This window comes from Winogradskyella vidalii, assembly GCF_013403955.1.
Taxonomy (GTDB): Bacteria; Bacteroidota; Bacteroidia; order Flavobacteriales; family Flavobacteriaceae; genus Winogradskyella; species Winogradskyella vidalii.
In genome coordinates this window covers 770,019-783,712 of sequence record NZ_JABFDG010000001.1, presented here as the reverse complement: position 1 = coordinate 783,712, position 13,694 = coordinate 770,019, and the positions used below count along the sequence as shown (strand labels likewise).

The 13,694-nt window shown below is 32.7% G+C and carries 14 protein-coding genes; 6 read left to right on the top strand and 8 right to left on the bottom strand.

The genetic code is table 11. The features are described 5' to 3' along the window. Window positions 1–15: 15 nt before the first annotated feature. Window positions 16–849 carry a 50S ribosomal protein L11 methyltransferase gene (prmA, locus tag HM982_RS03135; protein WP_179351661.1) on the bottom strand — a complete coding sequence of 278 codons (834 nt, stop codon included), beginning with the start codon at window positions 847–849 and terminating at the stop codon, window positions 16–18. 73 nt (window positions 850–922) lie between these two features. Here prmA and HM982_RS03130 point away from each other — a divergent pair, with 73 nt between their 5' ends. Then, entirely contained in the window at window positions 923–2,125 is a 1,203-nt protein-coding gene (locus HM982_RS03130; protein ID WP_179351660.1) for a porin, read from the top strand. A 92-nt stretch (window positions 2,126–2,217) separates the two neighbouring features. Here the strand turns inward: HM982_RS03130 and tpiA are convergent, their stop codons facing one another. The 4 genes from tpiA to HM982_RS03110 all read right to left on the bottom strand — a co-directional run bounded on the left by tpiA (window position 2,218) and on the right by HM982_RS03110 (window position 6,102). Continuing rightward, window positions 2,218–2,967: a triose-phosphate isomerase gene (gene tpiA, locus HM982_RS03125; RefSeq protein ID WP_179351659.1), complete on the bottom strand. Its 750-nt coding sequence runs from the start codon at window positions 2,965–2,967 to the stop codon at window positions 2,218–2,220. Between the two features lie 167 nt (window positions 2,968–3,134). Continuing rightward, window positions 3,135–4,211 (bottom strand): ABC transporter permease, encoded by a 1,077-nt coding sequence (locus HM982_RS03120; RefSeq protein ID WP_179351658.1) that lies wholly within the window; start codon window positions 4,209–4,211, stop codon window positions 3,135–3,137. Window positions 4,212–4,418: 207 nt separating this feature from the next. After that, window positions 4,419–5,513 carry a BT_3928 family protein gene (locus HM982_RS03115; protein WP_179351657.1) on the bottom strand — a complete coding sequence of 365 codons (1,095 nt, stop codon included), beginning with the start codon at window positions 5,511–5,513 and terminating at the stop codon, window positions 4,419–4,421. Window positions 5,514–5,559: 46 nt separating this feature from the next. After that, window positions 5,560–6,102, bottom strand: coding sequence for a DUF1599 domain-containing protein (locus HM982_RS03110; protein WP_179351656.1), 543 nt, complete (start codon window positions 6,100–6,102; stop codon window positions 5,560–5,562). 209 nt (window positions 6,103–6,311) lie between these two features. On the opposite strand from HM982_RS03110, the gene folP reads away from it, so the two are divergent. The 4 genes from folP to HM982_RS03090 all read left to right on the top strand — a co-directional run bounded on the left by folP (window position 6,312) and on the right by HM982_RS03090 (window position 9,568). Next, window positions 6,312–7,142: a dihydropteroate synthase gene (gene folP, locus HM982_RS03105; RefSeq protein ID WP_179351655.1), complete on the top strand. Its 831-nt coding sequence runs from the start codon at window positions 6,312–6,314 to the stop codon at window positions 7,140–7,142. A 75-nt stretch (window positions 7,143–7,217) separates the two neighbouring features. Then, complete coding sequence (locus tag HM982_RS03100) at window positions 7,218–7,904, top strand: hypothetical protein (protein ID WP_179351654.1); 687 nt, start codon at window positions 7,218–7,220, stop codon at window positions 7,902–7,904. Between the two features lie 90 nt (window positions 7,905–7,994). After that, on the top strand, window positions 7,995–8,777 hold the full coding sequence (gene cdaA / locus HM982_RS03095) for a diadenylate cyclase CdaA (protein ID WP_179351653.1): 783 nt from the start codon (window positions 7,995–7,997) through the stop codon (window positions 8,775–8,777). Beyond that, the gene (locus HM982_RS03090) at window positions 8,777–9,568 is read left to right on the top strand and encodes a DUF3667 domain-containing protein (protein WP_179351652.1); all 792 of its coding nucleotides are present in this window, start codon (window positions 8,777–8,779) and stop codon (window positions 9,566–9,568) included. Before cdaA ends, HM982_RS03090 begins: the two co-directional genes overlap by 1 nt. Window positions 9,569–9,612: 44 nt before the next feature. Here HM982_RS03090 and HM982_RS03085 read toward each other — a convergent pair whose 3' ends face one another. Both HM982_RS03085 and truA read right to left on the bottom strand, forming a co-directional pair. Next, complete coding sequence (locus tag HM982_RS03085) at window positions 9,613–11,382, bottom strand: ABC transporter ATP-binding protein (protein ID WP_179351651.1); 1,770 nt, start codon at window positions 11,380–11,382, stop codon at window positions 9,613–9,615. 47 nt (window positions 11,383–11,429) lie between these two features. After that, on the bottom strand, window positions 11,430–12,188 hold the full coding sequence (truA, locus tag HM982_RS03080) for a tRNA pseudouridine(38-40) synthase TruA (protein ID WP_179351650.1): 759 nt from the start codon (window positions 12,186–12,188) through the stop codon (window positions 11,430–11,432). A gap of 180 nt (window positions 12,189–12,368) precedes the next feature. Here truA and HM982_RS03075 point away from each other — a divergent pair, with 180 nt between their 5' ends. Beyond that, a complete protein-coding gene (locus HM982_RS03075; protein ID WP_179351649.1) occupies window positions 12,369–12,866 on the top strand; it encodes a metallophosphoesterase family protein in 498 nt (165 codons plus the stop codon). Between the two features lie 256 nt (window positions 12,867–13,122). On the opposite strand, the gene HM982_RS03070 is transcribed toward HM982_RS03075, so the two are convergent. Beyond that, window positions 13,123–13,533 carry a DUF4293 domain-containing protein gene (locus HM982_RS03070; protein WP_179351648.1) on the bottom strand — a complete coding sequence of 137 codons (411 nt, stop codon included), beginning with the start codon at window positions 13,531–13,533 and terminating at the stop codon, window positions 13,123–13,125. Window positions 13,534–13,694 lie beyond the last annotated feature (161 nt).

The window sequence follows — 13,694 nt, the reverse complement described above, 5'->3', positions numbered from 1 at the left end:
AAACTTAAGTTTACACTAATTTATAAATTTTAACGCAACCCACTGCCCTTTTTGTATAGTTTCCTTCAATTTTAACATGTGTTTATCACATTCTGCTTCAATAATCGGGATGTCTTCTTGATAAAATCCACTTAAAAATAAGCTCCCATCAGCATTTAAACTTTTAGCATAAGCAGCAATATCAGCAAGCAATATATTACGGTTTATATTCGCAATAATGCTATCGTAGGTTTTACCTTCTAATAATTTTACATCGCCTTCGTAAACTGAAATATGTTTACAATCATTACGTTCTACGTTTTCTAAACTGTTTAAATAACACCAGTTGTCTATATCAATAGCATCGAGTTTTGTTGCGCCTACTTTTTCGGCTAAAATGGCTAAAACGCCTGTTCCACAGCCCATATCTAAAACCGATTTATTTGTAAAATCATTTTTTAAAATATGCTGAATCATCATGTGTGTGGTTTCATGATGTCCTGTCCCAAAGCTCATTTTTGGCTCTATTATTAAGTCAAACTTTGTATCAGGTTTTTCATGAAATGGAGCACGTACCGAAACTAAATCGTCAACAATAATTGGGCTAAAATTTTTCTCCCATTCTTCATTCCAGTTGGTTTGTTCAATTTCTTCATACGTATGCGTAATTTCAAATTCATCAGAGCTTAAAACGTAAATATCATCTAGAATATTTTTATGCCATTCCTCTTTTTGAATATAGGCAATGACGCCTTCTTCATTCTCCACAAAGCTTTCAAAACCTGCATAACCCAGTTCGGCAATTAAGATTTCAACAGCGGGCTTTATCGGGTTCACTTTGAATGTGTAACCCATGTATATTTCGGACATTATTATTATTTTTTTTTACAAATTTACTAATCCTAATTTAGTTACTCTTATTTTTGTTTTAAATTAAAATGACATGAATAAAATTACCCTTTCAATTCTATTTTTAGTTTTATTTCAGCTAATCCCTGCTCAAGAAACTAATGACATTAAACTTTCTGCACTTCCCTACTATAGTTATGGAAAAGGGCTAGGAATTACATCGCCAGACAGTATTTTTAAACTCAATATTAGGTTTAGAATGCAAAATAGATTTACATCGTTATACAATGAAGATGAAGCCGATGGGTACGAAGCTATGATAAGACGAATGCGATTGCGTTTTGATGGTTATGTTGGTGACCCTAGTATTATTTATGTGGTTCAATTATCATTTTCACCAAATGATGTTGGCGCCATAGAAGACGGCGATAATCTCAATATTATTAGAGATGCGATTGTATTTTACAGGCCCAACGAACATTGGAATATTGGTTTTGGACAAACAAAACTCCCAGGAAACAGGCAGCGTATTAATTCCTCTGGTGCTTTACAACTCACCGATCGCTCTATAAATAATGCCCGCTTTAATATTGATAGAGATTTTGGTTTACAAGTGTATTATTTAAATGAATTACAAGACCAATTTTCGTATAACTTAAAAACGGCTATTAGTACAGGTGAAGGTCGAAACTGGACTAAAGAACCCGATAATGGTTTAGCGTTTACTGGCCGTTTAGAACTCTTTCCTTTTGGTAGTTTTCAAAGTAATGGAACGCTGTTTGAAGGGGATTTAAAACGTGAGCAAACTCCTAAATTAATGGTTTCAGGGGTTTATCATTATAATAACAATGCGAGGAGAACACGAGGTACTATTGGTGAAGAATTATTTGAACAACGCGATATGCAATCTTTATTACTAGATGCTATTGTAAAATATAACGGTTGGGCTTTTCAAACAGCTTATATGAATAGAACTTCTGACAACCCATTAACGGTAAATCCGGATGATATTTTGGAAACTAGATATGTTTTTGCAGGTAGTGGTTTTGACACCCAATTGAGTTATATTTTTAAAAACAATTATGAAATTGTTGGTCGTTATTCGTACCAAGAGCCTCATGAAGATATTGAAGCTTTAACACCACAAACCAATCAATACAGTGTTGGAGTTACTAAATACATTTGGGAACACGCTTTAAAATTACAAGCTGAAATTACTAATACTGAATTTAATTATATTGATTCTAGCCAAACTAGTGATTGGTATTTACGTTTTCAAGTAGAAATAGGCATATAAATAATTTCATTTTTAAGCCTAAAAAAGTCCTTAACTCATTGGTTAGAATCAATGTGTTAAGGACTTTTTAATTACTTAGTAAGATAAGGTTTTTAAAATGCGTTTACAATCGCATAAAAATCTTCGGCATTTAAAGCTGCACCACCTATTAAGCCTCCATCGACATCTGGTTTTCCAAAGATCTCTTTAGCATTGGCAGGTTTAACACTTCCACCATATAAAATAGAAACAGAATCAGCAACAGTATTTCCGTACTTATCTGCTAAAGTTTTTCTAATAAAAGCATGCATATCTTGTGCTTGCTCAGGACTTGCAGTTTCACCAGTGCCAATAGCCCAAACAGGCTCATAAGCTAATACAATGTTTTCAAAAGCATCTGCTTCTAAGTGAAACAATGCATTTTTAATCTGACCTTCAACTACGGCTTCGTGATTATTAGATTTTCTGTCAGCTAGCTCTTCACCAAAACAAAAAATAACTCGCATTTCATTTAATAATGCAGTATCTACTTTTTTAGCTAAAGTTTCATCTGTTTCATTGAAATAAGCACGTCTTTCACTATGTCCTAAAATAACGGTTTGTACACCAATACTTTTAAGCATACTCACACTCACTTCACCTGTATATGCACCGTGTTCTGCAAAATGCATATTTTGAGCAACAACCTCTACATCATCTTGTCTTAACGACTGAAAAGCATGCCATAAGTTTGTAAATGCTGGTGCTATCATAACCTCAGCATTTGAAGTCTTACTTTGGTTTTGTAATTCCGTTATCAACGTTTCAGTTTGCGCTAAATCGTTATTCATTTTCCAGTTTCCTGCTACGATGTTTTTTCTCATAATTTTGCCCATTAAAATGGGTATCTCATTTAATTGAACTTCAGTTTATTATTTAATACCTACAAGATTATATAAACTAAAATTAATTTAGCAACACCTCGAAGGATAATCAATCACAAAAATAACATAATAAAAAAGAATGAAAATTGACAATTATCAGTATTTCATTAAGATAATTTTACTCTAGGGTCTAACCAAGCATAAATAACATCTACAAATATGTTAATCGTGATAAAAACAATGGCTATAACTAAAACCGCTCCCATAATTACTGGCAAGTCTAATGTGTTTAGCGCATTTACAATTTCTTTTCCTAAGCCATTCCAACCAAAAATATATTCTACAAAAACAGCGCCTGCAAGCATTGACGCAAACCAACCTGATATAGCTGTTACCACAGGGTTTAATGCGTTTTTTACAGCGTGATTTTTAATGACCTGAAATTCACTCAAACCTTTAGCTCGGGCTGTTCTTATATAATCTTGATTTAAAACTTCTAATAATGAATTCCGCATTAGCTGAATAACGACAGCCAGAGGCCGAATTCCTAAAACAACGGCTGGAAGGATTAAATTTTTCCATTGAATCGTCATCTTTTCCCCAAAATCATCGAGAGCGTATAAACTTCCTGTCATTTCTAGATTTGTATAATTATGCCATACAAAACCAAATAACCAAGCAAACAAAATAGCACTAAAAAACGAAGGTACACTCATACCAAATGTACTTAAAACCTGAATGGTTTTATCTATCCAAGTGTCTTTATATAATGCTGAAATGATGCCAAAAGCAACACCCAATACAATAGCAATTATAATCGCCGAAAGTGCTAATATAAAGGTATTAGGAATAGTTTCACCAATAACCTGAGTCACTTTTTTACCTTGTTTAGTAAAGGATTCTCTTAAATAAGGTGCTTTTAAAACAGTTGTGGTATTGCCTAAAGTAAAAAGTGTTGTTGCTGTATATTTATTGGGACTTAAATACGTGTAATCTTTATTATTCTTTGAGTGAAATGATATGGGCGATAAATCATTTAAATAATATAAAAACTGTGTTCCAATAGGTTTATCAAAACCATATTTCTGTTTTACAGCTAGCACTTGTTCTTCTGTTTGATTTTGCCCTAACATCATTTTAGCCGGATCACCAGGTAAAATGGTAAATAAAAAGAAAATGACCGTAATAACCCCTAATAAGGTGATAAAGGCATAACCGATTTTATTTAAAAGATAGCTTATCAATACTAGAGGTCTTTAAAAATTCTTAAATTTTACATCTTTAGGTTTCGATTCGAATTCAAAAGTTATTTCACAAAACTACACAAAAGAGGCACAAAGTTTCACAGAGCGCTAAACTTAAAATCGAATTTCTAAATCCTGCTTTTTTTAAACTGCAAACTACAACTGTGACTGCAAACTGAGACTGAGACTAAAATCTGCGACTAAAAACTAAAGTCCAATAGCATCGATATCATTCCAGTGCGCTTTCTGTGTTACTGTACCTTTATTTAATAAAATAACACCTGGATTAGCACGTACAATGGTTTTAACCACTTTTTCATCACAAAGGTAAATATCGAAATTAAAATTATAATCCGCTTTAATTTGTGCTTTATCCGCAGATCCAGAAGATGATAACCCAATTACAGTATACCCTTTTTTAATAGCTTCGTCTGTAAATGACTTTATCTTTATCATGCCTTCTGCTTCACCTTTATTGACATTATACATAGTTATTATCACTAGCTTTTCTTGTTCTAAGAAATAGTCTGTTAAGTCTTCATCTTCAGTTTCTATAGAGAAATCTTGAATCGCTGGTACATAGCCTTCATCAATAACTTTTGTTTCTACACCAACATATTCACCATCAACTTTTGGGTAACTTCCGTTAGTTACAAATTCTTGTTCTTCACCATCGACATTAAATGTCCACGTATATTCTGTAATCGCTTTTTGAGCGTCTTCTGGAGTTGACATTTCATTCTGAAGATTCTTTCCAACCGCATAAGCTCTAAAATCTATAGCAGGTAAATGCATTAACACATGGTAGCCAAACCACAGTGAGACTATAAAGCTCAACAATGCAAGAATTGTAGTTGGTAATTTTGAAAAAACGGGTTTTATATATTTTAAACCGGCTAATAAAATCAGTATCAACGCAAGTAAAACGATATCTTTAGTAAAACTTTCCCATGGCGTTAGTTTTAGAGCATCACCAAAACAACCACAGTCTTTTACCTTATCAAAATACGCTGAATAAAAGGTAAGGAATGAGAAAAACACAATCATTAATAACAAGCTCCAAATCGTGAATTTTGGCTTGTAACCAATTAGCAAAAAGACACCCAAAATAACTTCAAACACCACAACAATTACCGAAATCCCTAGAGCGTAAGGAATTAAAAACTCCATATTTAAAACATCTGCTCCAAAATATTCCTCTAGTTTATAAGAAAACCCAAGCGGGTCATTCAATTTTATAAATCCTGAGATTATAAATAATATTCCCGTGAATATTCGGCTAAGCTGTACTATATAGTTCATGATATTAATTATTTTTTATGGCATCTTCTTTTTACAAGACAACAGATTAATCGGCTTCATTTAAATGTATTAAAGCAAAAATTGCATAATTAATCATGTCTTGATAATTGGCATCAATACCTTCGCTAACTATGGTTTTTCCGGCATTGTTTTCTATTTGCTTAACGCGTAATAACTTCTGTAAAATTAAATCTGTTAAGGAACTTACACGCATATCTCGCCAAGCTTCACCGTAATCGTGATTTTTATTGAGCATCAACTGTTTGGTCAGTGCTATTTTTTTATCGTACAAATCAGTGGCTGCTTCAGTATCTAAATCGGGTTGTTCTACAACACCTTTTTCTAACTGAATCAATGCCATGGCACAATAGTTTATAATTCCTATAAACTCACTCACTTCACCTTCATCTACTTTTCTAACCTCATTTTGCTGCAAACCTCTAATGCGTTGGGCTTTTATAAAAATCTGATCGGTAAGTGATGGTAAACGTAAAATGCGCCATGCACTGCCATAATCACTCATTTTATTTACAAAAAGTGTTCTGCATTTAGCGATAACAGCATCGTATTGTTTTGAAGTATCTTGCATTGGTTTAATTAACTTTCCGAAAGAAAAACTTTTGGGTTAAAATTATTTATAGACAAAGCGCTGCGCTTTGGATTAATCTCGATTATCGAGTAAATTTCCGTAAATTTCGGACAAATAGTTAAGAGTTCAAAGTTCTGAGTTCTAAATTCATTTTTTTTAAGAATTTAGCGCAACTTTGAATTTTAAATTGTGAATATAGAACCATTTAGATGACTATAAACTGTAAAGGCCAATTAATCGATTTATCCACACCAAAAGTGATGGGTATTCTTAATGTAACACCAGATTCGTTTTATGATGGTGGCACCTATAAAAATGAAACTGAAATCTTGCAGCAAGTAGAAACCATGCTAAATTATGGTGCTACTTTTATAGATTTAGGCGGCTACAGCTCTAGACCAAATGCCGATGTGGTTAGTGAAACTGAAGAATTAAAACGTGTGATTCCTGTTGTTGCACTTATTTTGAAACATTTTCCTGAAACATTAATTTCTATTGATACGTTTAGGAGTACAGTTGCTAAACAAAGTATTGAAGCTGGTGCTGCGCTTATCAATGATATTTCTGCAGGAAAATTAGATGATGCCATGCTTTCTACAGTTGGAAAACTAGCCGTTCCTTATATTATGATGCATATGAAAGGCACACCCCAAACCATGCAACAACACACCCAATACAAGGATTTAACAAAAGAAATGATTGCCTATTTTGGAGAACGCATAGCTGCTGCTCATGAAGAAAAAATAAACGACATCATTATTGACCCTGGCTTTGGCTTTGCAAAAACCTTAGCTCAGAATTATGAGCTATTGAATCAACAGGAATTACTTCAACTTATAGACCAACCTATTTTAGCTGGCATATCGCGTAAATCTATGATTTACAAACCCCTAAATTCCACCGCTCAAAATGCCCTTAACGGCACCACCGCATTACATATGGTGGCTTTACAAAAAGGAGCAAAAATTTTACGTGCACACGATGTAAAAGAAGCTATGGAATGTGTCACACTTTTTAATCAACTAACATCTAAGACCTAGCAGGTTTTAAAAACCTAGTTGGTCTGAAACATGAACCGAAAACCGTAATTTTGAATTTAAAGCTTTAAGCAAACCATGCGCTATATATATTTACTCTCCATTTTATGCCTATTCAGTTGTAATAACGAACGTATTTTACATTTACCTGAAATTGAAAATGCTGAAGTCACCGAAGTTTTAGACGTATCTCCTGCTTATATTTTCTATGATGAAACACAACCCGATTCCACCTTATTAAATCGAAAGAATATAATTAGTACAACAAACTGGTTAGTCAATGTTGACAAGCGCTTAACGTTAGGGCAAGCTATTCCGAAGATAACAATGATGCAAGACAAAAAACGGAATGCAGAAATTCATAAAAATGAAGCCGCAAAAAATTATTACACTTGTAACGATACAACGATTAAAAATTTAGGCTTTTTAGAATTTACAGATGTGTATTACATCACAGATATTAATGCCTTTGGAAAGGATAAAGCTCTTAAAAGCACTAATCGATTAGTGCTTATTAATTTTATGTCAGACAAATTAGTTGCTATCAGTGAGTTTAATGAGGGTAAGCAAACCAACGACGAGGTTCTAAAAATAGATGCATTTTTAAACGAAGCGGCTTTTGAGTTTTACAGACAGCATAAAAACAAAGTCTCTTTAGCTTTTAGTAAAGATTTAAATTTTCAAGATTATATAACATTGAAACATAAAGTGCTTCAATTCACAAATGAAATGACAGAAATAAGCACCGAAGAATTAATTTATTAGATATTAGAACCTAAAGCACATCTCATTTATTGTAAAGCATTTTCTTTACTAATAAACAGAAATTGTTAAATTAGCAGAAACACTTAACATTTGGACAACTTACAACTTTGGGATTTTAGATTTATAGACTTTGTTGATGTCTTTCTTGTTGCCATATTGCTCTACTACATTTACAAACTTGTAAAAGGCACAGTAGCCATCAATATATTTATTGGTATTCTTATCATTTATTTTGCTTGGCGACTCACCGACTATCTTAACATGCATATGCTTTACAGCATTTTTGATGGCTTTATGAAGGTTGGTATTATTGCTTTAATTGTGGTTTTTCAACCCGAAATACGAAAGTTCCTTTTAATGGTTGGCTCAACAAATATTAGTGGGAAACGAAATCTTTTTAAGAATTTTAAATTTCTAAAAAATGATGACCAAACCACAACTGATATCGATGCTATAATTAATGCTTGTAACAAAATGGGAAGCACAAATACAGGTGCATTAATCGTTTTAGAACGCAATAACAACCTAGATTTTCTAACTAGTACAGGAGATGAAATGAATATTTTAGTGTCGCAACCTATTATAGAAAGTATCTTTTTTAAAAATAGTCCGTTGCACGATGGCGCTATTGTTATTGATAAAAATGTAGTAAAAGCGACACGTGTTATTCTTCCTGTTAACAATGAAAAAAACATTCCTGAACGTTTTGGTTTACGACACAGAGCAGCAATTGGTATTACAGAAAAAACAGATGCTTTAGCACTTTGTGTAAGTGAAGAAACCGGACAAGTTTCTTATATAAAAAATGGCGAGTTTGTAATGTTTAAAAACACTGATGAACTTAGAAACAAAATTAAAGAAGATCTTGGTTAGTGGAATGTAAGAACTGTAATAACACGCTTAGAAACGCACAAAAGTTTTGTGATGAATGTGGTGCAAAGGTCATTCAGAACCGATTAAAACCTAAAGTAATTGCGCAACAAGTTAATGAGCAATTTATTTCTATAGACAATAAATTTCTCAGCACATTTATTGATTTATTTAGACGTCCTGAAGCTGTAATTGTAGGTTATATTAATGGTACACGCAAACGCTATATAGATGTTCTTCAGTATTTTGCCATTGCTTTAACCTTAGCTGGAATACAGGTGTTTATAATAAAGAACTTTTTCTCTAGCTCAACAGACTTTGGATTAGGATTTGCAGAGGGCTTTAATGCTTCTGGTAGTAAAACTGAAAACCCTTTTGGAGACTTATCGCCAGATTTGTTTACAAAATACCAAAGTATAATTTACATTTTAACGGTTCCCTTTTATGCTTTAGGAAGTTGGCTGGCCTATTATATTATTAAAGAACGGACTTACAATTTCACTGAACATTTAGTCCTTAATTTATACTATACTGCACAAACAATAATTATCACCGCAATAACGAGTATCATATTTTTGTTTTTGAATATTGATTATATTATTACGTCATCTATACTATCGCTTCCTGTATTTGCTTATTTATTCTATATCCTAAAACGTATCTTTAAGTCGAGTTTCTTGGAAACCTTTTCTAGGTTTTTATTGGTTATGACTATTTATTTTATGTCAATGATTATATTAATCATATTTTTTATAATCACAATAGTTACCTACCTTAAAATAAAAGGGGTATAAAAAATATCTTATACAATTAATTTCTAATAGCTATAGTTATAGCATTAAGCTGTCTCAGCCTTCAAAAATTGAACTTCATAAAGATTTTTGTAATGTCCTTTTTCTTTTTTAAGAAGAGATTGGTGCGTTCCTATTTCAACAATTTCACCTGCATCCATCACAATAATTTTGTCGGCTTGCTGTATGGTTGCCAAACGGTGTGCAATTACAATTGAGGTTCTGTCTTTCGTTATTTTATCTGTAGCATCTTGTATGAGTTGTTCTGAGTAAGAATCTACCGAAGAAGTCGCCTCGTCTAAAATTAAAATACTAGGATTAGTAACATAAGCTCTCAAGAATGAAATTAATTGCCGTTGACCAGAAGATAGCATCACACCACGTTCTTTTACGTTATAATGATAACCATTAGGAAGACTAGAGATAAACTCATGGATACCAATAGCTTTTGCTGCTTTTACAACGTCGGCTTCAGTAATCGTTTCGTTATTTAAAGTAATATTATTTAGAATAGTGTCGGCAAATAAAAATACATCTTGTAGTACGACTGCAATTTGATTTCGCAGTGAACTTAAGGTCATATTTTTAATCGCGATACCATCTATTTTTATCGTTCCAGAATCAATATCGTAAAAGCGATTTAATAAATTAATGATAGTCGATTTTCCTGCACCTGTTGCACCAACAATAGCAACGGTCTCTCCTGCTTCAACCTGAAATGAAATTCCTTTTAAAACTTCTTCATCTTTTATATAAGCAAACCGTACCTCTTCAAACAGAATAGCACCTTTAAAATTATGCGTTTCTACCGTACCAGAATCATCAATATTAGAGGTGGTATCTAACACTTTAAATACACGGTCTGCGGCTACCATCCCCATTTGTAGTGTATTGAATTTATTCGCAATTTGATTTAAAGGTCTAAATAGCATTGGAATAAACATGGTAAAAGAAATTAAATCGCCCATTGTTGTTTCTGGGGATTCTGAAACAACATCAAAACCACCGATTAAAATAACCATTGCCATGGTTAATGAGGCTAAAAACTCTGCAATAGGAAAGAAAATTGAATTATACCAAACCGTTTTTAACCAGCCCTTCTTATGACGTTCGTTGATGGCTTTAAACTTTTTATATTCGGTATCTTCACGAGTAAATAATTGTAGAATTTTCATACCCGTAACCCGTTCTTGCACAAAAGAATTAAGGTTAGAAACTTCAGTACGGACATCTTCAAAAGCAATTTTCATATACTTCTGAAAAATCTTAGTCGCAAACAATACAAGAGGCATGGTTACAAAAACAATTAAACTCAATTTTAAGTTTATAAAAGACATAAAGCCAGCGACAACAAGCATTTTTAAGATGTCACTAAAAATCATAAATAAGCCTTCGCCAAAAATGTCGGCTATACGTTCCATATCGGTGACCGCTCTTGTAATTAAAACACCCACTGAAGATTTATCAAAATAGGTCATTTTAAATTTTAGCATATGGCGAAAAAGTTTCACACGGATATCCTTAACCACCGTTTGCCCGAGCCAACTTGCATAATAGATAAATAGGAGTTGTGATAATACCTCAAGAATTAATAAGCCCAACATAATAGCCATATAGACTACAAAGCCATTGTATTCTTTATTGGCTATTTTAACATCGATAGCCTCTTTTAAAACATAAGGTCTAAATGCGCCAAATAACGCCAAGCCAATCACACAGAATAAAGAAATAATAAAAACCGTTTTGTATGGTTTTATATACTTTAGCAAACGTGTAAACAACGACGTATCAAATATTTTTTTTCCTTTTTCTGCCATTTTATGCTGAGCTCGTTTCAGTATCTCTATCCTAGTAAATCAGGAATCTATAAATTTTTATGTTCTATTTTTATGCTTTCAGGATAAATAATTTTCACCAAATATAAGCCATGCGCAGGCACTGAAAATCCTGCTTCACTCCTACTTTTTGAAGTAATAATGGCGTGTAAATCTTCTGGATTAATTTTTCCTAAGCCAACATTTATCATGGTGCCAACAATAGCTCTTACCATATTTCTTAAAAAACGATCGGCTGTAATTGTAAAAATAAGTTGCTCGTTATTTTTAGTCCAAAATGCTTCTTTTAAATCACAATTATACGTTTTTACATCTGTATTAACCTTTGAAAAGCATTGAAAATCTTTATACTGAAATAGTATTTCACAGGCTTTATTCATGGCCTCTACATTTAAAGGTAATTGCACTTGGTAAGCAAAATCGTAATCAAATACATTTTTAGAGGTAGAAATCTTATAATGGTAAGTTCTACTCTTAGCTTCAAACCTGGCGTGTGTTTCTGGTTTCACTTTAAAAACAGACCTTATAGCAATATCTTTAGGCAGCAATGAATTGAGTTTATAGACTAAATCTTTAGACTCAAAATTTCCTTCAAAATCAAAATGGGCAAACATTTGAGCTGCATGAACACCAGCATCTGTTCGTCCCGCTCCCATAACAGCAATTTTAGTTTTTAAAATCGTAGACAATGCTTTTTCTAAAACCTCTTGTACTGAAATAGCATTGGGCTGATTTTGCCAACCATGATAAGCGCCACCATTATATGAAAGTTCAATGAAAAATCGCAATAGAAATCTTACTTTTGTTAAAAGGCAAAGATACTTTATTCCTGCGAACGTAGGAATCTCGTTAACGGAATATTTAGAGTTAAAAAAGCAAGACAGCTAATTCACCAAAAACATTTTTATAACAACAAGATTCTCTCCCTATAATTATTGGGATTTGCGGAACAAAAACCATTATTTTTCTTGAAAAAAATACTCCTTTTATCAGACACACACAGTTATATAGACGATGCAATTCTAAAACATGTAAAGCAAGCCGACGAAGTATGGCACGCTGGTGATATTGGTGACTTAGATGTTACTGACCAGATTAAAAAATTAAAGCCCTTAAAAGCCGTTTACGGAAATATAGATAGCACTGAAGCGCGTGCTGAATTTCCTCTTCACAATCGGTTTATGTGTGAAGGTATGGATATATGGATGACTCATATTGGTGGCTATCCGCCTAAATATAATGCAACTGTTAGGGAGGAACTAACTAAAAATCCACCTGATATTTTTATTGTAGGGCATTCTCATATTTTAAAAGTGATGCCAGATAAAAAATTAAATCTACTCCATATGAATCCTGGTGCTGCTGGTAAGCATGGTTTTCATAAAGTAAGAACGATGCTTAGGTTTAAGATAGATGGAAAAAACATAAAAGACTTAGAAGTTATAGAGTTCAATAGTCCATCCTAAATCTTTCCCAATGAGAAGGATTTTCTTATACCGATAGAAAACATTCTCTAAAATATGTCTTAATATGTCGCTCAAGAATGAGTTTCACCTTCTCGTTGAGGTAGTTTTCTCTACTTCGCTCAAAAAATTGAAAGAAATTAACTTTTAATGATTATAAGCACCTTCTCTTTTAGAAGGTTGGAGTGGGTTTTATCCATAAAAAAACCCAAACGGCAGCGTTTGGGTTTTTCACACTAATACTACTAAGATTTTAGGTCTATCGTAATCGATCTACAGATTTTACAAGATCTTCATCCTTTTTTATAGCCTTGTTAGCCAAGACTAAACACACAATAGAAAAAATAGGAAGAAGCATCCCAATACCTTTCTCCGAAACGTTAGTTTCTCCAGATAAGCTAAGAGATTGATATACAAAGATTCCTAGTAAAATAAAGTTTAATATGATATTCAGTCGTCCCAAAACAAATTGAGATTTCCGGTCTTTAAATCTAAATATTGAAATCAAAGATAATAAAGCTGAGCCTAAAAACAAGCCTAAGTATAAATAATTATCTAAGGCAAAAACCTTAGCGCCTTGGTTATCTGTCCACAAATGAAACACAAATATTAAGCCGGCTGAAATTACTGCAGCTAAAAATAAATATAGAGTTTGAATGCGTTGAATCATATCTTTTATTAAAAAAGTTCTGCAAAATTAGGAGTTTATTTTTTAAAAAGATAGAAAATGTTTTAAAATAAAATCGTATTATTGCAATAGTAAGACGCAGCGTACTGAATTGCATCTTTCTAATCTTCCAAATTAATATCACTTTTTTTCTTTTTATTTCA